Source organism: Pseudomonas fluorescens (genome assembly GCF_902497745.1).
GTDB classification, from domain to species: domain Bacteria; phylum Pseudomonadota; class Gammaproteobacteria; order Pseudomonadales; family Pseudomonadaceae; genus Aquipseudomonas; species Aquipseudomonas fluorescens_BM.
The window spans coordinates 1-21,479 of sequence record NZ_CABVHJ010000021.1 but is presented as its reverse complement, the minus strand read 5'-3'; the positions used below and the strand labels follow the sequence as shown (position 1 = coordinate 21,479).

20 protein-coding genes and 1 pseudogene are annotated in these 21,479 nt (G+C 59.1%); 10 read left to right on the top strand and 11 right to left on the bottom strand.

All coding sequences use genetic code 11. The features are described from left to right. Nucleotides 1–36: 36 nt before the first annotated feature. Entirely contained in the window at nt 37–984 is a 948-nt protein-coding gene (locus F8N44_RS25520) for a DMT family transporter (protein WP_150652249.1), read from the top strand. A gap of 141 nt (nt 985–1,125) precedes the next feature. Here F8N44_RS25520 and F8N44_RS25515 read toward each other — a convergent pair whose 3' ends face one another. Both F8N44_RS25515 and F8N44_RS25510 read right to left on the bottom strand, forming a co-directional pair. Further along, nucleotides 1,126–1,359 (bottom strand): hypothetical protein, encoded by a 234-nt coding sequence (locus tag F8N44_RS25515; protein ID WP_150652248.1) that lies wholly within the window; start codon nt 1,357–1,359, stop codon nt 1,126–1,128. A 92-nt stretch (nt 1,360–1,451) separates the two neighbouring features. Beyond that, nucleotides 1,452–2,165 (bottom strand): FadR/GntR family transcriptional regulator, encoded by a 714-nt coding sequence (locus F8N44_RS25510; protein ID WP_127929029.1) that lies wholly within the window; start codon nt 2,163–2,165, stop codon nt 1,452–1,454. 346 nt (nt 2,166–2,511) lie between these two features. Here F8N44_RS25510 and F8N44_RS25505 point away from each other — a divergent pair, with 346 nt between their 5' ends. Together F8N44_RS25505 and gudD are read left to right on the top strand one after the other, a co-directional pair. Further along, nucleotides 2,512–3,858: an MFS transporter gene (locus tag F8N44_RS25505; RefSeq protein ID WP_150652247.1), complete on the top strand. Its 1,347-nt coding sequence runs from the start codon at nt 2,512–2,514 to the stop codon at nt 3,856–3,858. 36 nt (nt 3,859–3,894) lie between these two features. Then, nucleotides 3,895–5,238, top strand: coding sequence for a glucarate dehydratase (gene gudD / locus F8N44_RS25500; RefSeq protein WP_150652246.1), 1,344 nt, complete (start codon nt 3,895–3,897; stop codon nt 5,236–5,238). A 130-nt stretch (nt 5,239–5,368) separates the two neighbouring features. Here the strand turns inward: gudD and F8N44_RS25495 are convergent, their stop codons facing one another. Then, nucleotides 5,369–6,241, bottom strand: a complete 873-nt coding sequence (locus F8N44_RS25495) for a LysR family transcriptional regulator (RefSeq protein WP_150652245.1) — start codon at nt 6,239–6,241, stop codon at nt 5,369–5,371. A gap of 160 nt (nt 6,242–6,401) precedes the next feature. Here F8N44_RS25495 and ampC point away from each other — a divergent pair, with 160 nt between their 5' ends. Then, the gene (gene ampC / locus F8N44_RS25490) at nt 6,402–7,568 is read left to right on the top strand and encodes a class C beta-lactamase (RefSeq protein ID WP_150652244.1); all 1,167 of its coding nucleotides are present in this window, start codon (nt 6,402–6,404) and stop codon (nt 7,566–7,568) included. A 111-nt stretch (nt 7,569–7,679) separates the two neighbouring features. Here ampC and F8N44_RS25485 read toward each other — a convergent pair whose 3' ends face one another. From F8N44_RS25485 to F8N44_RS25475, 3 genes are all read right to left on the bottom strand, one after another. Further along, nucleotides 7,680–7,934: a hypothetical protein gene (locus F8N44_RS25485; protein ID WP_150652243.1), complete on the bottom strand. Its 255-nt coding sequence runs from the start codon at nt 7,932–7,934 to the stop codon at nt 7,680–7,682. A 16-nt stretch (nt 7,935–7,950) separates the two neighbouring features. Continuing rightward, a complete protein-coding gene (locus F8N44_RS25480; protein WP_412071554.1) occupies nt 7,951–8,241 on the bottom strand; it encodes a DUF6124 family protein in 291 nt (96 codons plus the stop codon). Between the two features lie 462 nt (nt 8,242–8,703). Next, a complete protein-coding gene (locus F8N44_RS25475; protein ID WP_150652241.1) occupies nt 8,704–9,267 on the bottom strand; it encodes a DUF4174 domain-containing protein in 564 nt (187 codons plus the stop codon). A gap of 208 nt (nt 9,268–9,475) precedes the next feature. On the opposite strand from F8N44_RS25475, the gene F8N44_RS25470 reads away from it, so the two are divergent. Beyond that, the gene (locus F8N44_RS25470) at nt 9,476–9,934 is read left to right on the top strand and encodes a GNAT family N-acetyltransferase (protein ID WP_150652240.1); all 459 of its coding nucleotides are present in this window, start codon (nt 9,476–9,478) and stop codon (nt 9,932–9,934) included. Here F8N44_RS25470 and F8N44_RS25465 read toward each other — a convergent pair. The 3 genes from F8N44_RS25465 to F8N44_RS25450 all read right to left on the bottom strand — a co-directional run bounded on the left by F8N44_RS25465 (nt 9,931) and on the right by F8N44_RS25450 (nt 13,140). After that, entirely contained in the window at nt 9,931–10,716 is a 786-nt protein-coding gene (locus F8N44_RS25465) for a sulfite exporter TauE/SafE family protein (RefSeq protein WP_150652239.1), read from the bottom strand. The two genes, F8N44_RS25470 and F8N44_RS25465, sit on opposite strands and share 4 nt — an antisense overlap. Nucleotides 10,717–10,947: 231 nt before the next feature. Continuing rightward, nucleotides 10,948–12,162, bottom strand: coding sequence for an MFS transporter (locus tag F8N44_RS25455; protein WP_150652237.1), 1,215 nt, complete (start codon nt 12,160–12,162; stop codon nt 10,948–10,950). Nucleotides 12,163–12,390: 228 nt separating this feature from the next. Continuing rightward, nucleotides 12,391–13,140, bottom strand: coding sequence for a hypothetical protein (locus tag F8N44_RS25450; RefSeq protein WP_150652236.1), 750 nt, complete (start codon nt 13,138–13,140; stop codon nt 12,391–12,393). A 358-nt stretch (nt 13,141–13,498) separates the two neighbouring features. On the opposite strand from F8N44_RS25450, the gene F8N44_RS25445 reads away from it, so the two are divergent. The 3 genes from F8N44_RS25445 to F8N44_RS25435 all read left to right on the top strand — a co-directional run bounded on the left by F8N44_RS25445 (nt 13,499) and on the right by F8N44_RS25435 (nt 16,120). Next, on the top strand, nt 13,499–14,647 hold the full coding sequence (locus tag F8N44_RS25445) for an aldose epimerase family protein (protein WP_150652235.1): 1,149 nt from the start codon (nt 13,499–13,501) through the stop codon (nt 14,645–14,647). 155 nt (nt 14,648–14,802) lie between these two features. Next, nucleotides 14,803–15,624 carry an aldo/keto reductase gene (locus F8N44_RS25440; RefSeq protein WP_150652234.1) on the top strand — a complete coding sequence of 274 codons (822 nt, stop codon included), beginning with the start codon at nt 14,803–14,805 and terminating at the stop codon, nt 15,622–15,624. Between the two features lie 25 nt (nt 15,625–15,649). After that, the gene (locus F8N44_RS25435; RefSeq protein ID WP_150652233.1) at nt 15,650–16,120 is read left to right on the top strand and encodes a DUF1810 domain-containing protein; all 471 of its coding nucleotides are present in this window, start codon (nt 15,650–15,652) and stop codon (nt 16,118–16,120) included. On the opposite strand, the gene F8N44_RS25430 is transcribed toward F8N44_RS25435, so the two are convergent. Beyond that, nucleotides 16,085–18,445 (bottom strand): DNA polymerase II, encoded by a 2,361-nt coding sequence (locus F8N44_RS25430; protein ID WP_191630950.1) that lies wholly within the window; start codon nt 18,443–18,445, stop codon nt 16,085–16,087. The two genes, F8N44_RS25435 and F8N44_RS25430, sit on opposite strands and share 36 nt — an antisense overlap. A gap of 198 nt (nt 18,446–18,643) precedes the next feature. On the opposite strand from F8N44_RS25430, the gene F8N44_RS25425 reads away from it, so the two are divergent. Then, on the top strand, nt 18,644–19,084 hold the full coding sequence (locus F8N44_RS25425; RefSeq protein WP_007918278.1) for a CBS domain-containing protein: 441 nt from the start codon (nt 18,644–18,646) through the stop codon (nt 19,082–19,084). 145 nt (nt 19,085–19,229) lie between these two features. On the opposite strand, the gene F8N44_RS25420 is transcribed toward F8N44_RS25425, so the two are convergent. Continuing rightward, complete coding sequence (locus F8N44_RS25420) at nt 19,230–19,853, bottom strand: glutathione S-transferase N-terminal domain-containing protein (RefSeq protein ID WP_150652231.1); 624 nt, start codon at nt 19,851–19,853, stop codon at nt 19,230–19,232. A gap of 1,113 nt (nt 19,854–20,966) precedes the next feature. Here F8N44_RS25420 and F8N44_RS25415 point away from each other — a divergent pair. Next, nucleotides 20,967–21,479, top strand: a pseudogene (locus F8N44_RS25415) (energy transducer TonB); the annotation flags it as partial.

Sequence of the window (21,479 nt, the reverse complement as noted above, 5' to 3'; positions counted from 1 at the left end):
GTGAACATTACGCGCAGTATAAGTCAGTTGTGGCGAATGATTGCGCGCCCGGATACTCGGCGCATCGACACCACCGAGCGCCTGATCATGCCGCACCCTTCCCCGTTGAAAATCCTCTTGGCGATGGCCTTCGTCGTCGCTTGCTGGGCGTATTCGCCGACCGGCATTCACATCGGATTGCAAGCTTACGAACCCGGGCATCTGGCGTTGCTGCGGTTTCTATTGGCGTCGTTGTTCATGGCGTTGATCGCCGCGTTCAAGGGCATTCGCCTGCCGCATTGGCGCGACGTGCCGCTGTTGTTTGCCTTGGGTTTCTTCGCCGTCAGCCTGCATCACGTTGCGCTGAACATCGGCCAGCAAAGCGTCAGTGCCGGCGCTTCCAGCGTATTGGCGCAATCGAGCCCGTTGTTCAGCACGTTGCTGGCGCGGTTTGTGTTCAAGGATCAGGTCAGCGCCTGGCGTTGGGGCTGTGTGTTGCTTGGTTTTGTCGGCGTGGTGATCGTGGTCAGCGGCGATAAGGGTTTGGGCGATATCGATGCGCATGCACTGCTGATCCTGTTGGCGGCAGTTTCATGGAGTGCCTATTTCGCTCTGCAAAAACATCACGCACGGCGTTACGACGGCTTCAGTCTGGCGTATTACGCAGTGTGGTCGGGGACGTTGTTGCTGCTGATTTATCTGCCGGGGCTGGGTCAAGCTGTGCTGAATGCGCCGTTGCGGGTGCAGTGGGCGGTGTTGGCCTTGGGCGTTTTTCCCAGTGCACTGGCCTATCTGGCGTGGGGCTTTGTGCTCAAGCATGTGGATTTGAGCCGGGCGACGATGACGTTGTATTTGATACCGCCGACGGCGATGGGGATTGCTTCGTTTGGTTTGGGCGAGCGGCCGACGTTGCTGGTGTTGGTGGGGTCGGTGGTGGTGTTGATCAGCGTGTTGGCGTTGAATCTGGAGCGGCGGGTTGGGGTGGTCAGGGCAGCCCGGATCTGATCTGAAATCTGTTTTGAAGCGTATGCCGTCTTCGCGAGCAAGTCGAGTCGTCGCACCGTCGCTCCCACAGGGAAATGCGTTCCAATGTGGGAGCGAGCCTGCTCGCGAAGGGGCCGGTAAATCCAGCACAACAACCAGGATTCAGCGCCGATCATCCGACAACGGCGTCGGCTCATCTGCGGGCGGCACATCCTCATCATCAGCCGGCGGATCCTGCCAATCCTCCGGCCGATCACCATCGCTCAACGGATCACGCCCAGGATTCATGCCCGGCGGTGCATCATGATCGGCCAAGGTCGGTTCATCGGTACCGGGCAGCGGCCGGGTTGGATCGGTTGGCAGCACACCACCCTGAAACAGCAAATCGTTAGCCATGACGCACCTCACTCAGGAGGTCCGGAATACCCGGGCCGTACAACTTTGAATCAGCCCAGTACACGGCGTGCTATCGAACAGACCAACGGCATTCAACCCTGAGCGGAAAAGCGGTCGCGACTGTTGGTCAGGTGCAGCCACATCGCCGCCCGTGCGGCATCCGCATCCTGACGCTTGATCGCATTCAAGATCGCCTCGTGCTCCAGATGAGCCAGTTGCCCGAGCTTGCTCAGATCCGCAGCGCCGCGTTCGGCGGCGTTGAGCCGGTTGCGCGGAATCATCGCACTGCCCAAGTGCTGCATGATTTCACTGAAGCAGACGTTGCCGGTGGCCTCGGCGATGAGCAGATGAAAACGTCGATCGGCTTCGACGCAACTGTCGTTGTTGTCCAGTAACCGCTGGTAGTCATCCAGCGCCTGACGCATTTGCAGCAATTGCTGTTCGCTCCGCCGCTGCGCCGCCAGTGCCGCTGCCTGGGTTTCCAGGCCCAGGCGCAGTTCAAGAATGCTGCGCACACCGAGCGCGGTATCGACATTCAGGCGCAAGCCCTGTTCCGGCGCACGCTCGATGACGAACGTGCCGATGCCGTGGCGCGTCTCCACCAGTCCCGAAGCCTGCAACTTGGAAATCGCCTCGCGCACCACAGTGCGGCTGACGCCGTGCTCCTGAACGATGGAATTCTCCGACGGCAGTTTGTCGCCGGGCGACAACTGGCCGAGCAGGATGCTTTGCGTGAGCTTCTCGACCAGGTCATGGGCGAGGTTGTGCGCACGTTTGCGAGCGGGAGCGTCGAGGTCTTCTTGCATGGTCGGTTCCGGTGATCGGGGCTTGCGAATCGTAGCACTGTGCGAGCGCTGACGAGATTGATTCTAGCGCCGCAACTTGTATGACAACACTCAATTCAGAGCGCAATAGTTCCATATCTTTCTGGCGATCCGAACCGGTATACCGTAAAAACAAATCACGTACCGCCCGCCACAAACCCTAGCAAATACTGGATAAGAATACGAAAAAGCATAAAAACCCGACCTCTCAGAGAAAATTAATCACTCCTCCCCACTTGTAGGACAAAAATTCTCAGTTGTATGATGTCTATCAACAACGCAGCACCTGCCCTACCCCGCATAAAAATAATCAGTGGGAGAAAACCAAGTGAAAACCTCCGTCTCCGGGATGAACGAGGGCGTCGATTCGACACTCGCGTCCGCCATCTCGAAAGTGAAACGCCACGTCCTGCCGCTTTTCGTGATCATGTTCATCGTCAATTACATTGACCGGGTGAACATCGGTTTCGTCCGCACTCACATGGAACACGACCTCGGTATTAGTGCCGCCGCTTATGGCTTCGGCGCCGGTCTGTTCTTCATCGGTTACGCGCTGTTCGAAGTCCCCTCCAACATGCTTCTGCAGAAAGTCGGCGCACGCATCTGGCTGACTCGCATCATGTTCACCTGGGGCCTGGTTGCTGCCGGTATGGCGTTCATCCAGAACGAAACCCACTTCTATGTGCTGCGCTTTTTGCTCGGCGTTGCCGAAGCCGGGTTCTTTCCCGGGGTGATCTACTACTTCACCCGTTGGCTGCCCGGTGCCGAACGCGGCAAGGCGATTGCGATCTTCCTCAGCGGCTCCGCCGTGGCTTCGTTGATCTCCGGGCCGTTGTCCGGTCTGCTCCTGCAGATCAACGGGCTGGGCATGCATGGCTGGCAATGGATGTACTTCATTGAAGGGATGTTCTCGGTGTGCCTTTGCGTATTTGTCTGGTTCTGGCTCGACGCCAAACCCCACGACGCGAAATGGCTGAGCCGCGCCGAACAGGATGCACTGGTCAACGCTATCGACGCTGAACAGAAGGCCCGCGAAGCCGCGACGCCAATCCGGCCATCAATGGGCAAACTGCTCAAGGACCGCCAGATCATCCTGTTCTGCCTGATCTACTTCTTCATTCAGTTGACCATCTACGCGGCAACCTTCTGGCTGCCGAGCATCATCAAAAAAATGGGCGAGATGAGCGACTTCCAGGTCGGCCTGTTCAACTCGATTCCGTGGTTACTGTCGATCATTGGCATGTACGCCTTCGCTTCGTTCTCGGCCAAGTGGAAACACCAACAGGCGTGGGTCGCCACTGCACTGTTGATCGCTGCTGCGGGGATGTTCATGTCCACCACCGGCGGGCCAATCTTCGCTTTCGTCGCGATCTGTTTTGCCGCTCTGGGTTTCAAATCCGCGTCGTCGCTGTTCTGGCCGATTCCGCAGGCCTATCTGGATGCACGCATCGCCGCAGCGGTGATCGCGTTGATCAACTCGGTGGGCAACCTTGGCGGCTTCGTCGCGCCGACCACGTTCGGCCTGCTCGAAGAACACACCGGCTCGATTCAGGGCGGCCTCAATGGCTTGGCCGCGACCTCGATCATTGCCGCGATCATTGTCTTCTTCGCCCGCACCACACCGAAACCTGCTGCCGACATCGCCGTGGTCGAGACCGCGCCGAAACACGCCTGACGTCCATTTTTAAGATTGCGTATTAAGGATAAGAACATGACCGCACACGACACCGCCAAAGCCCCGATCATCACCGACATGCAAGTCATTCCAGTGGCCGGCCACGATGGCATGCTGCTCAATCTGAGTGGCGCCCACGGGCCGTTTTTCACCCGCAACATCGTTATCCTCAAGGACAACTCCGGTCACACCGGCGTCGGTGAAGTTCCCGGTGGCGAGCGTATTCGCCAGACTTTGGAAGACGCGCGCAGCCTGGTGGTCGGCAGCCCGATCGGCACTTGGCAGAAGATCCTCAATCAAGTGCGCCAGACCTTCGCCGACCGCGATGCCGGCGGTCGTGGTCTGCAGACGTTCGATCTGCGCATCACCATTCACGCCGTGACCGGCCTTGAAGCCGCGCTGCTCGACCTGCTCGGTCAGCATCTCGATGTACCGGTGGCGGCATTGCTCGGCGAAGGGCAGCAACGCGATGAAGTGAAGATGCTCGGTTACCTGTTTTACGTTGGCGATCAGCGCGAAACCGGACTCGCCTATCGCAGCGAACCAGACGCCGACAACGACTGGTTCCGCGTGCGTCACGAAAAAGCCATGACTGCCGAAGCCGTGGTGCGCCTCGCCGAAGCGGCCCACACGAAATACGGTTTCAAGGACTTCAAACTCAAGGGCGGCGTGCTCAGCGGCGATGCGGAAATCGAAGCGGTGACAGCGCTGGCCGAACGCTTTCCTGATGCGCGCATCACCCTCGATCCGAACGGCGCGTGGTCACTGAAAGAGGCCATTCGCTTATGCCGCGACCAGCATCATGTGCTCGCCTATGCCGAAGACCCGTGCGGTGCGGAAAACGGTTATTCCGGCCGCGAAGTCATGGCCGAATTCCGCCGAGCTACCGGCCTGAAAACCGCTACCAACATGATCGCCACTGACTGGCGCGAGATGGGTCATGCGATCCAGTTGCAGTCGGTGGATATTCCACTGGCCGACCCGCACTTCTGGACCATGCAGGGTTCGGTGCGCGTGGCGCAGATGTGCCATGAATGGGGCCTGACCTGGGGCTCGCACTCCAACAACCACTTCGACATCTCGCTGGCGATGTTCACCCATGTCGCCGCTGCCGCACCGGGCGAGATCACCGCGATCGACACCCACTGGATCTGGCAGGACGGCCAACGTTTGACCAAAGCGCCGCTGCAAATTGTCGATGGTCTGGTGCAGGTGCCGGAGAAGCCGGGGCTGGGTGTCGAGCTGGATATGGATCAAGTGGCCAAGGCTCATGAACTGTATAAAGGCATGGGCCTCGGCGCGCGGGATGATAGCGTGGCGATGCAGTTTTTGATTCCGGGTTGGAAGTTCGATAACAAGCGGCCGTGTCTGGTGCGGTAACAGGTTCTCTTCCATCCACCACCCTCCCCTGTGGGAGCGAGCCTGCTCGCGAATACGATGTAACAGCCAACATTTTTGTCGACTGACACACCGCTTTCGCGAGCAGGCTCGCTCCCACAGGGGTTATGTATTAACCAGGGAGTTGCAGCAGCCAGGTTTTGAACGCCATCATCGCCGCCGTTTCCGGCCGCGACTGCAACCGCGTCAACCAGTAACTCCCCGTCGTAATCTCAATCGCAAACGGCTGACAAATCGCCTCCGCCGCCAGTTGCCGGGCGAACATCAGCGGCGGCGCCAATGCCACCCCGCTGCCCTGCAACGCCGCCTCCATCATCGCCAGCGATGAATCGAAAACGATGCTCTGCGGCGGTGCTGCCTGCGTCGCCAGACCGGCAGCCTGAAACCATTCCGGCCATTCATCGGTGCGATAGGAGCGCAGCAGTGTTTGCTGCAAAAGATCCCCCGGCGAATGCAATTGCCGGGCGATCTCCGGCACGCACAACACCGACAGCGGTGCATCGAACAACCGCGTTGCCTCGATACCATGCCACGCCCCGGCACCAAAGCGGATCGCGTAATCCAGCCCTTCTGCCGCCACATCCACGCGGTTGTTGTTGGTCGACAGGCGCAAATCTATGAGCGGATGTTTCGCGCAGAAGTCCGCCAGCCGCGGCAACAACCAGCCCACGGCGAATGTACCCACCGCACCAACGGTCAACATTTCGCGATACTGACCACCGGCGAGGCGTTCGAGAATCTGCGCGATGTGATCGAACGAGGTGCTCAGCACCGGCAACAGGGTTTCGCCTTCACTGGTCAGCATCAGCCCACGGGGCAGGCGTTTGAACAGGGTTACGTTAAGTTGGGCCTCAAGGCTTTTCACCTGATGGCTGACAGCAGCCTGGGTAACGCACAGCTCCACGGCTGCGCGGGTGAAGCTCAAATGACGTGCGGAGGCTTCAAAGGCGCGTAGAGCGTTGAGCGGCAATTGCGGTCGAATCATGCCCAGTCCCAAATTTTTCTAATGGCTCGTGCGAGTTTTCGTCGTTTGTCGATTGGCGTCGCGCTGACTAGATTGGCGGCGCTGATCAGTTGCCCAACGAAGAAATCGCCCGCAGTGTAGCGGGATAACGTCATCAACACTCATGGAGAGTGGTTCATTCATGTCATCCATTCAATCGAGCAAAGTCATTTCCTGCGCTGCTTTCGGCCTGTTTTTTGGCGCCACATCCTGTCTCGCCGGCGTACCCGACGATGCGCAGTTGCAAGCACTGGTCAACGACGCGGTAACGCCCGTGATGCAGCAGCAGAACATTCCCGGCCTCACCGTAGCGCTGACCATCAACGGCAAGGCGCATTACTTTAACTACGGCGTCGCCAGCAAAGACACCGGGCAGAAAGTCAGCGAAAACACCCTGTTCGAAATCGGCTCGGTGAGCAAAACCTTCACCGCCACCCTCGCCGGTTACGCCCAAGCGACCGGCAAACTCGATCTGTCGACCAAGGCCAGTCAGCTCTGGCCTGAATTGAAAGGCAGCGCCTTCGACACTATCAGCGTGCTGGAACTGGGCACCTACAGTGCTGGCGGTTTGCCGCTGCAATTCCCGGACAACGCGGATTCGTCTGACAAGATGCTCGGCTATTTCCAACAGTGGAAACCGGTGTATCCGGCAGGCAGCCATCGCCAATACTCCAACCCGAGTCTGGGCCTGTTCGGTTATCTGGCCGCGAAAAGCCTCGGCCAGCCGTTTGATCAGGCGATGACGCAAACCCTGCTGCCGAAACTCGGCTTGCAGCACACCTACCTCAGCGTGCCTGCCGCGCAAATGGAACTGTATGCGCTAGGCTATGACAAGAACGGCAAACCGGTGCGCGTCACGTCCGGCGCCCTGGATTCGCAGGCCTATGGCGTGAAAACCAGTGCAGTGGACATGCTGCGTTACGTGCAAGCCAACCTGAAGCCTGAAACGCTGGAAGCGGTACTGCAAAAAACCATCGCCAACACCCACACCGGCTACTACACGGTTGGCGACATGACCCAAGGTCTGGGTTGGGAAATGTACCGCTACCCGATCAACCTCAATCGCTTGCTGGCGGGCAACTCGACGGAAATGGCCATGCAGGCGCACAAGGTGCAGTGGCTGAATCCGCCGCAACCGCAACCGGAAGAGGTGTTGATCAACAAGACCGGTTCGACGGGTGGTTTCGGGACTTACGTGGCGTTTGTGCCGAGCAAGGACGTTGGCATCGTGATCATGGCCAACAAGAACTTCCTGATTCCTGAGCGGGTGAAAATAGCCCACAAAATCCTCAGCGCTGTCACTGACTGAAAATCAAAAGATCGCAGCCTGCGGCAGCTCCTACAGGATCGGGTTTCCACTCGGTCGATGTAGGAGCTGCCGCAGGCTGCGATCTTTTCGTTTCAGCCTTTAAAGCTGAGCCTACAACTTCCAGCCGATGACATCCATCAAGTCGCAGCTATCGCGCAACGGGATCGCTATCACCCGGGCGAAATCCTGCAGCAGCAAGGTGTCGTGGCCCTTGCCGTCACCGAGCGCCAGTGTCTCCATCAGTTGCGTGACACAGCGCAAACGGTAAGCCGCTGTGCCATGCAGCACATCTACCGGTGCTTCGCGGTCGATCAGCAGAGCGGGAATCTTGCAGTCAATCCCGGTCAGCGGAATATATCGCGTCATGTTTGAACCTCCCTGTTCAATGTTGCGTCGCCGCAGGTGGATCGAGATTGTCCAGCGCGCGGTTGACCAGCAACTCGCCGAGCACGGCCAACTGCTGAATCGACAAGGCGAGACTGCGCGGTGAACCTTGCAGTTCTGCAGCCAGATCGGTAGTCAGGACATTGAGTGAAGCGAGGGTTTCGCAAGCGTGGCAGAGCGGCGTGGGGGTATCGATATCAGGGAGGATGGTGAAGAGATGGCTGATGGGATCGGGGTGATGCGGGTTGCGTAATCGGGGGTTGTGGGCGTCGAAGGATCCTGAATCCATGGGGGATTCGGGAGGGTTTGGCGTTGGTTTTTTCATGTATGAAGTACCGTAGTGAACTGTAGGAAAAACTACCTTTCTCACTTCCACATGAGGGTGGCAGCTGTACGCAGGTGTGGAAGACCAGGCCAATCCACCAAAACCCGGCGCACTCGAAAGTGCCCCTGCGCACAGCCGCCAAAAACGCGGCGATGTTGACATAAATAACGTCGACATACGCTTTTGAGACATTGATGGATGTAACCGACAACCGGACTTCCACGTCCGACCACTGCTTTTTGCAGCGGCCAAAGAAGACTATCCCTCCTCCCCCAAGCCCACCAGTTCACCACCGCCGCCGCGACTTGCAGGAAAAATCCGACGAGTTTGAAGGGCATTGCGCCGGAGCATTCAGAAATAAAAAAGGGGCGAGAAGATTGAATCCTCTCGCCCCTTTTGACGTGAAATCGTCTCTACAACAACCAATCAGTCATCCGGCATTTCCGGCGGCTTGGCTGGTTTCGCAGGCTTGGCGGGTTTGGCGTTCTTCGCGCCTTTGGCAGGTTCCGGCGTAGCAGCAACTGGCGCCTGCGCCGCAGCGGCCGCTTCCTTCTCGGCCATCGGCATGGCATCGATGGTGTCGAAGATTTTCTTCAAGTCCACTGCTTTCGCTTCATCCCCGGAGGCCGAGAGCTTGGTCTCGCCGTCTTTGCCCACCAGGAACACTTTCGGATACGCCCCGGCGCCGAGCTTCAGCGAGCGCAGCAGCGCCATGGTGTCTTGCTGGCCCATGTCCTTGCCGTCGAGCTGGCCGGCCATGTTGAGGATGGTGTAGACCTTGATGTTGCGATCGGTGACGCCCTTTTTGTTGGCGGGATCCTCCAGCGACTTTTTCAGGGCTACCCACACGGGGTCGACCGTGCTTTGTGCGATCACGATCAGCGGTCGGGCGCGGCCCATATCCCCGGCGATGGGCGAATCGTTGTCAGCGGCGAACAAGGGGCCGGCGATCGCCAGCAAGAGTGTCAGGGTCAGTGACCTGATGAGCATGCGCATCTCCTTTTGATATCCACGCACTACTGATTGCGCATCGTGGCGATTGTTCCGGGACAACCCGGCAAATGGGTATCGCCTGTACAGAAGCTTAGGACAGGCACGACATTGCGCAACATCGCCGACGTGATCGCAACCCGGATTTGATTACCTTTTATGAGCGCATTAGGGTGGTGGTTCTGCCCATGAAATGGAGTTCACCCGCATGCACATCGATTACCTGTGCGATCACCCCGAATTGATCGAAGAACTGGCCACGCTCAACTTCGAGGAATGGGGCGAGTTCCGTCCCGGACAAACCGTCGAGGACCGTATCGAACACATGCGCGAATCCTGCGGCAAAGGTGCAGTGCCGAGTGTCGTGGTAGCGCTGGAGGGTTCGCGACTGCTGGGCGGCGCGCTGCTGATCGAAAATGATCTGAAGCTGCGCCCGAACCTGACGCCATGGCTGGCGGGGGTTTACGTCAAGGCTGAGGAACGCGATCGCGGGATTGCTTCGCAACTGGTCAATCGAGTGGTTGCAGAAGCGACGGCGCTGGGCGTGCCCGAGTTGTATCTGTACACCGACACGTCGCAGTCGCTGTATGCACGGCTGGGCTGGGAAGTGGTTGAGGAACTGGTGTACGAGGACTTGCCGGTGACGGTGATGAAATACACCACTTAAAACGCCAGTTTGTAACCGATCAGCACCAGCATCGTCGCCAGGCACGGGCGCAGTACTTCATCGGAAATGCGCCCGGTCAGGTGGCTGCCGAGCCAGATGCCTGGCAACGAACCCACCAGCAAAAAGCCCAGCACACCCCAATCCATGTTGCCCATGCTCGCGTGGCCCAGACCGGCGACCAGGGTCAGCGGCACGGCGTGGGCGATTTCAGTGCCGACCAAGCGACGGGTCGGCAGCAGCGGATAAAGGATGAACAACGCGACAGTGCCGAGGGCGCCCGCACCGATCGAGGTCAAGGCAACCATGGTGCCGAGGATCAGACCGGTGATGACGGTCATCATGTTCAACCGTGAACCGCTCGGGTTGTAGTTGCCACCGGCGCGTTTGTGGGCGAATTCGAGCAAGCGCTTCTTGAAGAAGATCGCCAACGCGGTGGCGAACAGGACGAAGCCCAGCGCCTGTTTGATGATGGCGTTCATCGCGTCCGGCGCGGTGTGCAGGGTGCTGAGGAACCACAAGGTCATGGCCACCGCCGGCACGCTGCCGAGGGTCAGCCAGCCAGTGATGGCCCAGTCGATGTTTTTGTTCTTGCGGTGAACGAGGACGCCGCTGGATTTGGTAATGGCGGCGTACAACAGGTCAGTGCCCACCGCCGTTGCCGGGTTGATGCCGAACCACAGCAGAATCGGCGTCATCAACGAACCACCGCCGACACCGGTCATGCCGACAATAAAACCCACCACCAGCCCGGCAATCACCAGGCCGAAATTCGCCAATTCCATTAACACGTCCAGAAAAACGACAGGAAAAATCTGGCCCGCAGCATAGCGATTTTTCTTATAACCACATATATCGATGCGGTCTATCGTTATGCCATATCGAACTCATCAACCCATATCACTTGGGAGCGAGCCTGCTCGCGAATACGGTGTGTCAGTCGACAGATGAGTTGAATGTTCCACCGCATTCGCGAGCAGGCTCGCTCCCACAGGGGTCGTGGGGTGGCTGATGAATCAGTGCACTCGCCGTCCCGGTTTGAAGCTGTGGGTTTTGTTGATCCACACCGTGGCCAGGGCAATCAGCGACAGAATCAGCAATGCCCACGGAAACGACATCGCCCCTGCCCGATCCAGCAGCAAGCCACCAAACAACCCGCCCCCGGCAATCGCCACGTTCCAGGACGTCGTGAGCATCGCCTGCACCACGTCGACGTGATCACCGGCCGAGTCCGCCGCCGAGGTCAGCAGCAACGTCGCCGAGCCGCCAAACGACAATCCCCACACCGCCATGCAGGCATAAATAATCAGCGGCGAAGGCGCCGCCAGCGCCAACACCAATGCCGTCAGCGCAAACACCGCGAGGCTGATCAGCGTCAGCCAGCGCAGCCAGCGATCCACCAGCATGCCGATGATCCAGATCCCCACCAGCGAACACAGGCCAAACACCAGCAGCACCAGATCGACCCGGTCAGCCAGCCCGGCCTGCATCAGAAATGGCGCAATGTATGTGTAGAGAATGTTGTGCCCGAGCATCCACGTCAGTACCACGAACAACACCGGCCGCACGCCCGGCAGGCGCATTGATTCGAGCAACGGCAGACGCTCATTACTGGCCTGCCCCGGACGATCCGGCACCGCGATAACAATCCACGCTGCAAGCACCAGCGCCAGCGCCGACATGATCCCGAACGACGCGCGCCAGCCGATCAGATTGCCCAGCCACGTCCCCGCCGGCGTGCCCAGCGACAACGCTACGGGCGTGCCGAGCATGGCAATCGCCAGCGCCCTCCCCTGTTGATGCACCGGCACGATTACGCGCGCATACCCCGCCATGATCCCCCACGACAACCCCGCCGCCATCCCGGCGAGGAAGCGCGAAGCCAAGGTCAGGCCGTAATGGCTGGAGAATGTGGTGACAGTGTTGAATATCAGAAACCCGCCAACCGTCATCAACAACACCCGGCGCCGAGGCCAGCCGCGCGTGGCGACGGTCAGCGGAATCGCCGCGACAATCGAACCGAGCGCATACAGCGTCACCAGTTGTCCGGCGAGCACCTCGCTGACATTGAGCCCGGCACCGATTTGCGGAAGTAGCCCGGCCGGCAGGGTTTCGGTGAGGATGGCGATGAAGCCGGTCATGGCGAACGCCAGCAACGCGGCATAGGGCAGTTTGTCCACACGGGCGGTGCGGTCGACGCGGCTGAAATCGGCGCTGGCGGGGTCGGTCATGACGGGGGCGGCTCCTTTTTGATCAATAGCGGTGACGGATTGTATACAAAAACAACCTCCACTATTCGAACAATGTGGGAGCGAGCTTGCTCGCGAATGCGCTAGTTCAGTCAACACTTCAGCTCCTGAAGGACCGCATTCGCGAGCAGGCTCGCTCCCACATTGGATCTCTGCACACCACAAACCATTGTGGAAGCTGCATAGATCGTCATCACCGCCCCATCAAATTCACTGCACCGGCAAGAAATTCAGGAACAGCAAACTCTGCGCGTAGTTAAGGCCGATCCGCCGGTAACGCTCGTCAAGCATCTGCGTGAGCAGATCCAGGCGCGCAACGATCTTGCTGAACTCGGTGGCGAAGCTCAGGTTGGTGCCCTCCTCCGAGATCTCATTGGAGAACAGCAGCGGCTGACCTTCCTTGTTCTGTCGCTGGGACAAAATCCACGTGGCTTTTTCGATATTGCGTGCAGCGTTGTGAACGAACGTCGGGTTGATCGCGTCCGTCATATAGAACTCGGTGCGATTGCCGTGGGCGGTGACCAGCATGCTGCCGATCGCATAAATGAACGCGCCGACGCGATCGCCGAGAAACTCCGGGCTCATCGCATAGCTGAGCGCCGCCAGGTCCTTGCGACCACCCAACACCGGCAGCGGCTGTTGCTGCTCGATGGCCATACGCACCTGCTTCACAGCGGCATGGATGTTGAGAAAGCCTGACTTGCGCAGCTCGTCCGGGTTGCGCAAGTACAGCTTGGCTTGCAAGCGGTAAAGACTGCTGAGGTTGTCGCGCATCGCCAACGTGGCCATGCGGTCGACGCTGGTCTGCAGGAATTCCTGTGGCTGACCGTCACGCATCTGATTGAAGAAGCCGTTGCCGTCCTGGTGACTGCAACCGCTGAACAGCAGCGACGACAAACAGGCCAGCAACAGGCACGGGCGGCGGAAAAAAGCAGCGATCAGGGCAAAAACTCTCGGCATGAAATCTCGAACAGGCACATTCCTGTGCGGCGGGAGTCACCGCATCCTGGCCATGGATAGAGCCGCCGATTGCGAAAAAGTGCAGTGGTGCGCACGACCAGCCGACCTTCGGCAATGCCTCCCCAACCAATTAGTCTGTCTTTATGGTTGAAATAAACGACTAATCAGCTATAAATTTTCTTCCAAACCACAAATAGAATGACTAGTTGCCGTGTAGGAGCTGCCGAAGGCTCGGGCCACGTTCGGACGATCTTTTGACGTTAGGGTTTAGAAGCAAGATCAAAAGATCGCAGCCTCCGGCAGCTCCTACACAGGGTCAGCAGCAATTTGAAAACAACAACAAAAAGGAAGGTCAACCATGCTTCAATCCCGTCACCTGCTCTCCGGCCTCGGACTGTCCCTGATGATCGCCACCCTCTCCGCCAACGCGGCCGGCCTCAGCGCCGAACACAAAGCCTTCGGTAAAACCAATGACGGCACGCCCGTCGAGCAATACATCCTGCGCAATAGCCACGGCATGCAAGCCACCGTCATCACCTACGGCGCGACCCTGCAATCGCTGAAAGTGGCGGACAAGCACGGCAAACTCGACGACGTCGTGCTCGGCTTCGACGATGTGCAGGGCTATCAGAAAGGCACCGCCTACTTCGGCGCGACCATCGGCCGTTTCGGCAATCGCCTCGCCGAAGGCGCGTTCGAACTCGACGGCAAGCGCTATCAAGTGCCGCAGAACGACAAAACCAACGCACTGCACGGCGGCACGCAGGGCTTCGACAAGAAAGTCTGGAAAGCCCAGGAAACCAAGGACAAGGACTCAGTCGGCGTGACCCTGACCTATCTGTCGGCGGACGGTGAAATGGGCTTTCCCGGCAACCTCACCACCGAAGTGACCTATCGCCTCACCGACAACAACGAACTGCGCATCGACTACAAGGCCAGCACCGACAAACCGACCGTGCTCAACCTGACCAACCACAGCTACTTCAACCTCGCCGGCGCCGGCAATGGCGACATTCTCAAACAGGTCGCCACCCTGCACGCCAGCCATTACACCCCGGTCACCGCCAAACTGATCCCGACCGGCGAACTGGCACCCGTGGCTGGCACGCCGATGGACTTCACCAAGCCGACCGCGATTGGCACGCACATCAAGGCTGATCATCCGCAGTTGAAATTTGCCGAACCGAAACAGGGTGGCTTCGATTTCAACTGGGCGCTGGATACCAAGGGCGATATCAAGAAAGTCGCCACGGAGGTCAGCGATCCACAGTCCGGGCGCGTGCTGCAACTGTTCACCACGGAGCCGGGGGTGCAGTTCTATACCAGCAACTTCCTCGACGGTACGGTCAAGGGCAAGGGTGGCAAGGTGTATCCGCACTGGGGCGCGTTCACCCTGGAGACTCAGCATTATCCTGACTCGCCGAATCAGCCGGATTTCCCGAGTACTCGGCTTGATCCGGGGCAGACCTACAGCCACAGCGTGGTGTTGAAGTTCTCCGCCAAGTAAAAACGAAGATCAAAAGATCGCAGCGTGCCGCAGCTCCTACAGTTAAGCGTTTTCCTGTAGGAGCTGCGGCACGCTGCGATCTCTTTGCTTTTTGAACCCCTGAGCTATCCTGCTGCCCACTAAAAGGTATCGACACATTCAGCAAGGAGGTTTGCATGCGTACCCTCGAATTGGCCGGCGTCCAGGTTCCAGTCATTGGCCAAGGCACCTGGCGCATGGGCGAAGACCGCTCGGCGCACAAGCGTGAAGTGGCGGCGCTGCGCACGGGGATCGAGCTGGGCATGACCCTGATCGACAGTGCCGAAATGTACGCCGAGGGCGGTGCCGAAACCGTGGTCGGCGAGGCCATCGCCGGCCTGCGCGATCAGGTCTTTCTGGTGAGCAAGGTCTACCCGCACAACGCCAGCCGCAAAGGCATCCCGCAAGCTTGCGAGCGCAGTCTGCGGCGGCTCGACACCGACTATATCGACCTCTATCTGTTGCATTGGCGCGGCCAGTATCCGCTGGAAGAAACCGTCGAAGCCTTCGAACGCCTGCGCGAGGACGGCAAGATCGGCCGTTGGGGCGTGTCGAACTTCGATGTCGACGATCTCGAAGAGCTCTCCAGTTCGGCCTGCGCGACCAATCAGGTGCTCTACAACCTCGAAGAGCGCGGTATCGAATTCGATCTGCTGCCGTGGTGCCAACATCAGCGCATGCCGCTGATGGCCTACTGTCCGATCGGCCAGGGCGGTGCCATGCTCGCCGAGCCTGTATTGAAAGACATTGCCGCTCGTCATGGCGTAACCCCCGCGCAGGTTTCGCTGGCGTGGATTCTGCGTCAGGATGGTGTGATTGCGATTCCCAAGGCTGTGCGGCCGGAACACGTGCAACTCAATGCACAAGCCGCGCAACTGCAACTGGAGGCCGGGGATCTGGCGGCGCTGGACCAGGTGTTTCAAGCGCCACAACGCAAGCAGCGGCTGGCCATGGTCTGAGCCAGCGGCTGGCGAGGGCTTCGCGATGAGAAGCACTGATCAGTACGACCCGTTCAACCTGCAACGTTTTGTCCAGGCCCAGGAACCGGTGTTCGAGCGCGTGCAACGCGAACTCGACGAGGGCCGCAAACGCAGCCACTGGATGTGGTTTGTCTTTCCGCAATTCGCGGGCCTGGGCGGCAGTGAAATGTCCCGGCGCTACGCCATCGGTTCGGCTGAGGAGGCCCGGGCTTATCTGGCCCACGAGCTGCTCGGCGCGCGCCTGCGTACCTGCACGCAGTTAGTGCTGAAGGTGCAACAGCGCTCGATCGCGGAGATTTTCGGCCATCCCGATGACCTGAAATTTCATTCCTCGATGACCCTGTTCGCCCAGTTTGCCGCTGAAGACAGTGTGTTCACGCAAGCGCTGGAGCGCTACTTTCACGGAATTCTCGATGAATGGACGCTGCAGTTGCTCGACTCAAAACAGGCCCAGTTGCCCCCCGATCAGGGTTGAGAAATCGTCGTCGACAAACGGCAGAATCGCGTCCGCCACCGGTTGCAGCTGCCGGGTTATGTAGTGGTCGTAATCGATGGCGGCGCGGCGCACTTCCAGCGGTTCCGGGCCGGCCAGGGTGATGACGTAGCTGATCCAGCCACCGTTCTGGTATTGCCGCGGTCGCCCGTGTTGCGCGTTGTAATCGTCGGCCAGCCGTGCGGCGCGCACATGAGGCGGCACGTTGCGTTCGTAGTCGTCGAGAGTGCGGCGCAGGCGTTTGCGGTAGACCAGTCGATCGTCGAATTCGCCAGCGAGGGTTTTACGCACATAGTCGCGCACGTAATCCTGATAGGGCTTGCGCTGGAAAATCCGCTCGTAGAGTTCCTGCTGAAATTGCCGGGCCAACAGCGACCAATCGGTGCGCACGGTCTCCAAGCCTTTGTAGACCATTTCATCGCTGCCGTCGGCGCGGGTGACGAGGCCGGCATAACGTTTTTTGCTGCCCTCCTCCGCGCCGCGAATGGTCGGCATCAGAAAGCGTTTGTAGTGAATTTCGAATTGCAGCTCCAGGGCGCTTTCCAGCCCATATTCATCGCGCACATGCGCGCGCCACCAGTCGTTGACGTGCTTGACCAGCGCATGACCGATATTCGCCGCTTCTTCCTGTCCGTGCGGGCGACGCAGCCAGACAAACGTCGAGTCGGTGTCACCATAGATCACCGCGTGGCCCTTTTCTTCGATCAGCTTGCGCGTGCGCAGCATGATTTCGTGGCCGCGCAGGGTGATCGATGAGGCCAGCCGCGTATCGAAGAAGCGGCAACCGCTGGAGCCGAGTACGCCGTAGAAGGCGTTCATGATGATTTTCAGTGCCTGCGACAGCGGTGCGTTGTGCTCGCGCTTGGCGGTCTCGCGGCCCTCGGCAACCCGCGAGACAATCGACGGCAAGCAATGCCGGGTACGCGAGAACCGCGCACCTCGGAAGCCCGGCACGGAGTCGGCATCGTCCGGATGCTGCAAACCTTCGATCAACCCCACCGGGTCGATCAGAAACGTACGAATGATCGACGGATACAGACTCTTGTAATCGAGCACCAGCACCGATTCGTACAACCCCGGTTGCGAGTCCATGACAAACCCGCCGGGGCTGGCCTGCGGCGGATTGGTGCCGAGGTTCGGCGCGACAAAACCCTGGCGGTGCATCAACGGCATATATAGATGAGTAAACGCCGCCACCGAGCCGCCGCTGCGATCGGCCGGCAGTCCGGTGACACTGGCGCGCTCGAGCAGGAAGGTCAGCAACTCGGTCTTGGCGAAAATCCGCGTGACCAGTTCGCAGTCCTTGAGGTTGTACTTGGCCAGCGCCGGTTTGTCCTCGGCGAACATGCGGTTGATTTCGTCCATGCGCTGGTACGGGTTGTCGATGGACTTGCCTTCACCGAGCAGGGTCTGCGCGACGTTTTCCAGACTGAACGAAGGGAAACTCCAGGTCGCCGAACGCAGGGATTCGATGCCATCGATGATCAGTCGCCCCGCTGCCGAGGCGAAGTAGTGATTGCGGCTGCCGTGTTCGCGCCATTGCATCTCTTCGCCGCCACGGCCGATTTTCAGCGGCACACCGAGGCGCCGCGCGTGTTCGTGGAGGATGCGCAAATCGAACTGCACGACATTCCAACCGATAATCGCGTCGGGGTCGTGGCGGGCGAACCAGTCGTTGAGTTTCTTCAGAATGACCGTGCGCGAGTCACAATATTCGAGATCGAAATCGACGAGGCTGGCGTCGCCGTTCGGCGCGCCGAGCATGTATACCTGACGCTCGCCGCAACCTTCGAGGGCGATCGAATACAACTCTCCGGTTTCGGTGGTTTCGATGTCCAGCGAAACCAAGCGCAGCTTCGGTCGGTAATCGGGGTCAGGTTTGAGCTGCGCGTTGAGGAATACGCCGTCGGCATCAGGCGTGCCGCTGAACCGCACCGGCGCGGTGATAAAGCGCTCCATCAGATAGCGCTCCGGCGGGCGTACGTCGGCTTCGAAGACGTCGACCCCGTTGCGGTTGAGCGCGGTTTCCAGGCGCATCAATTGGCCGTGTTGCTGACAATACAGACCGAGCACCGGGCGATGCTCGAAATCCTGCAGGGCCAGCGGGCGCAGTTCGACATTCTTCTCGCCATGCAGCAGGCGTTCGGCCGCTTCGCGCTGCTCAGCGGGGATAAACGCCACCGACGGCTGATGCGGCAAACGCACACGGCGCGGCCCGGCGTCAGTCGCCAGCCAAAACTCGACTTCGGTGCCGGCCGGGGTATCGCGCCAATGCCGGGTCAGGACGAAGCCCTGCGGTAGATCCACCACTGCAACCTCAGGAATTGAATCAGAGGGGCATTCTACGCGGCATTGCCTGGGATGACTCTGGCGATAAATACCCGCCAGCCACGGAAAAATTCGGTAAATGACGTTTTTTGCGTGTTATCTGCCGCTTTGCCACCTTGCCCTGCGTGCTTGCGTCTACGATGCTTGGATAACAACGACAACACCTGAGTAACCGCCATGAAGACCGTCGCCCAACTGCTCAAGCTCAAAGATCAGAAAAATCAGGAAGTGCACCAGATCAAGCCTGATCACATGGTGCTCGAAGCGCTGATGAAGATGGCCGAGAAAAACGTCGGCGCCTTGCTGGTGGTCGAAGACGAAAAAGTGGTCGGCATCATCAGCGAACGCGACTACGCGCGCAAACTGGTGCTGCATGGCCGCTCATCCGTGGGCACGCCGGTGCGCGACATCATGGTGGCGAACGTGATCACCGTGGACACCCATCAAACCGTCGACACCTGCCTGGGCATCATGTCCGACAAACGCCTGCGCCACTTGCCGGTGGTAGAGAACGGCAAGTTAATTGGCTTGCTGTCGATCGGTGACCTGGTCAAGGAAGCGATTGCCGAGCAGGCGGAGCTGATCAAACAGCTGGAGCAGTACATTCGCGGGGAATAACCCCTCAAGTTCCCCCCAACCCCCTGTGGGAGCGAGCCTGCTCCGGGCGGCGTTCCGACGAAAGCGGTCTGTCAGTAAAAAATGCTGCGACTGACAAGACGCTTTCGCGAGCAGGCTCGCTCCCACATTTGGTTTTGTGGTGAATTCAGGCGGGCCAATGCCGGGCGAACACCGGTGCCAGCACCGGGTGCCGGTCAATCCGCTGCAACCACGCATAAAACCCCGGTCGCGTCTGACGCAAATGCTCGCGACTGCCCGCCCAGCGTGTCACCACGGCCGCCAGCACATCCAGCGCACCGGGTGTTTCGTCATCCAGATACAGCTCGGCAGAAAACTGGTCGGCAAACACCTCCCAACTCCAGTGCAATCGCTCACGCGCTCCGGCGATCAGATTCTGCCGCGAGGCTTCGTCAGGCATCAGCAGCCAGCGCTCTGGATAATCAATGACGCCAATCGCCGCGTAACAGTTGCTGACGATGTAGACCAGACCGCGAATCGCCTGATCACGATCATTCGCCTTGGCCGGCAGCAGGCCGGACTTGGGAAACGTCAGGCCCAGATGAATCAGGATCGCCGCGCTCTCGGTGATGGCGCTGCCATCGGGCAGTTGCAAGGTCGGTATCTGCTTGAGCGGATTGAGCTGGGCCAGCGCCTCGGCGGCTTCGCTGCTGGCCTCGATATCAATGAAACGGTAAGCGATCTGGCACAGCTCCAGCGCCGCTTCGATGGCGGCTGCGCCTGAATTTCTGTGCCCGTAGAGCTGGTACATATCCAATCCCCCCGAAAAGACCATTGCCACAGGGTAGATGGCTGTAGCGTGGGTGTAGAAAAAATCTGTCTGTGTATCGGTTTTGGCACGGTTTTCCCATGCACTCGCGACTTGCGAATTCAAACCTCGCAAAACAGTGCTGGCGGTGCCCATCCCGCACCAAGAGCAATCATCGAACGTTATCCGCGTTCTTGTAAGGTGCGATACCGAACCAAAAGTTCGCGTATCCGAGCTGGCAACAAGGAGTTCACCGCGTGAATCTTCAAACGCTCTGCCGCATCACAGCCTCTTTGCATTTATCCGTTCGCCGCCGAGTTCATCCGAACAGTCCCGGCTACCTTCACTCTTACTTTATTACCTGACACCTCGACAGCGCACTGCGTTCGGCAATGAGTTATTGGCCGACGGCAGCGTGCTATTTATTTTTTAAATAAGACTCGGGCAGTTATTGCACAAATGCAGTGTGCATCGAACGACAGCAGGATTGTCGAACAATAACTTTTAGTGCCATTGCAAGTGCACCAAAACTGCTCCACGGGCTTGCACTATTCAATACTTAAAACAGTGATTTCATTTAAACAACAACAAGGAACATGCCCCGTGAGCCGCTAAAACATTGACCCGCACCAATTCAGTCCGCCGCGCACCAGCAAGTGCCTTGGCCGCCAGTTGCGCAGCCGCTCTATCCCGCCAACCCGCGTGATATGGCGCACAGCCTGACTCGCCTGTGAAAAAGCTCCCTCAACCGGAGTAACGGCAATCTGCGCGCCATGGAAAAACCACGACAAGGGTAAAACTTATATAAATGCGACATGGGTAACACTCATGAAATACGCACTCTACATTTCAGCAACATGTGGCACAGCGGTTGCTATATGTAACAAGCATGAGACACCGACAGTGCACTCACGTAATAGAAGAACAACCAGGGAATGGCCAATGAACACTCGAAGTCGCTGACGCTAAGCCAGTAAGTTTGCACAAGCCTTGTTAACCGGATAGTTGAACTATCGGCTTCTGCACACCTTGAAGAAAGTTGCACCCACCCACTCGAATATCCCCTGGATGTTCGGACGGCACCTTATTGCCCTTCATCAACCCGAGGGAGCTTTAATGAACGATGCGGTAAAGCACAGATCCCTGCCGGGGCCGTTGCGCGAAGCGCCAGTCCCGCCGCCACCGGGCAAGCCGGCATTCAAAGCCAATACCTCGCAACCCGGCAGCCTGAATAAACAGCAAATGGTGTTGCTGGTCGCTGTGTCGGCGCTGATACATGGCGGCGCCTGGTGGTTTCTCCAGCAATCCAAAACAGAGCCATTGCCAACGCCGCCGCAGATTCCGGAAATGACCGTCGAGCTGACCAGCCCGACGCCACCGGCACCGCCCACCCCGGAACCGCCACCGCCGCCCCCTCCGCCACCGCCGCCGGAACCTGAACAACCGGTGGAAGACGAAGACGCGGTCAAGCCACCGCCGAAACCGGTGGAGAAGCCCAAGCCGATCGAAAAACCGAAACCGGTCGAGAAGCCGAAACCGGTAAAGAAGGTCGAGCCGCCGAAAGCGCCGCCCGCTCCGGCGCAACCCGCGGCGCCTGCCGCACCAGCCACACCTAGCGCACCCCCGGCC

Excerpts from the sequence above, each read along its gene's own strand:
- F8N44_RS25520 (WP_150652249.1), top strand. The coding sequence starts at position 37 with ATGATTGCGCGCCCGGATACTCGGCGCATCGACACCACCGAGCGCCTG.
- F8N44_RS25515 (WP_150652248.1), bottom strand. The coding sequence starts at position 1,359 with ATGGCTAACGATTTGCTGTTTCAGGGTGGTGTGCTGCCAACCGATCCA.
- F8N44_RS25510 (WP_127929029.1), bottom strand. The coding sequence starts at position 2,165 with ATGCAAGAAGACCTCGACGCTCCCGCTCGCAAACGTGCGCACAACCTC.
- gudD (WP_150652246.1), top strand. The coding sequence starts at position 3,895 with ATGACCGCACACGACACCGCCAAAGCCCCGATCATCACCGACATGCAA.
- F8N44_RS25495 (WP_150652245.1), bottom strand. The coding sequence starts at position 6,241 with ATGATTCGACCGCAATTGCCGCTCAACGCTCTACGCGCCTTTGAAGCC.
- ampC (WP_150652244.1), top strand. The coding sequence starts at position 6,402 with ATGTCATCCATTCAATCGAGCAAAGTCATTTCCTGCGCTGCTTTCGGC.
- F8N44_RS25485 (WP_150652243.1), bottom strand. The coding sequence starts at position 7,934 with ATGACGCGATATATTCCGCTGACCGGGATTGACTGCAAGATTCCCGCT.
- F8N44_RS25480 (WP_412071554.1), bottom strand. The coding sequence starts at position 8,241 with ATGGATTCAGGATCCTTCGACGCCCACAACCCCCGATTACGCAACCCG.
- F8N44_RS25475 (WP_150652241.1), bottom strand. The coding sequence starts at position 9,267 with ATGCTCATCAGGTCACTGACCCTGACACTCTTGCTGGCGATCGCCGGC.
- F8N44_RS25470 (WP_150652240.1), top strand. The coding sequence starts at position 9,476 with ATGCACATCGATTACCTGTGCGATCACCCCGAATTGATCGAAGAACTG.
- F8N44_RS25465 (WP_150652239.1), bottom strand. The coding sequence starts at position 10,716 with ATGGAATTGGCGAATTTCGGCCTGGTGATTGCCGGGCTGGTGGTGGGT.
- F8N44_RS25455 (WP_150652237.1), bottom strand. The coding sequence starts at position 12,162 with ATGACCGACCCCGCCAGCGCCGATTTCAGCCGCGTCGACCGCACCGCC.
- F8N44_RS25450 (WP_150652236.1), bottom strand. The coding sequence starts at position 13,140 with ATGCCGAGAGTTTTTGCCCTGATCGCTGCTTTTTTCCGCCGCCCGTGC.
- F8N44_RS25445 (WP_150652235.1), top strand. The coding sequence starts at position 13,499 with ATGCTTCAATCCCGTCACCTGCTCTCCGGCCTCGGACTGTCCCTGATG.
- F8N44_RS25440 (WP_150652234.1), top strand. The coding sequence starts at position 14,803 with ATGCGTACCCTCGAATTGGCCGGCGTCCAGGTTCCAGTCATTGGCCAA.
- F8N44_RS25435 (WP_150652233.1), top strand. The coding sequence starts at position 15,650 with ATGAGAAGCACTGATCAGTACGACCCGTTCAACCTGCAACGTTTTGTC.
- F8N44_RS25425 (WP_007918278.1), top strand. The coding sequence starts at position 18,644 with ATGAAGACCGTCGCCCAACTGCTCAAGCTCAAAGATCAGAAAAATCAG.
- F8N44_RS25420 (WP_150652231.1), bottom strand. The coding sequence starts at position 19,853 with ATGTACCAGCTCTACGGGCACAGAAATTCAGGCGCAGCCGCCATCGAA.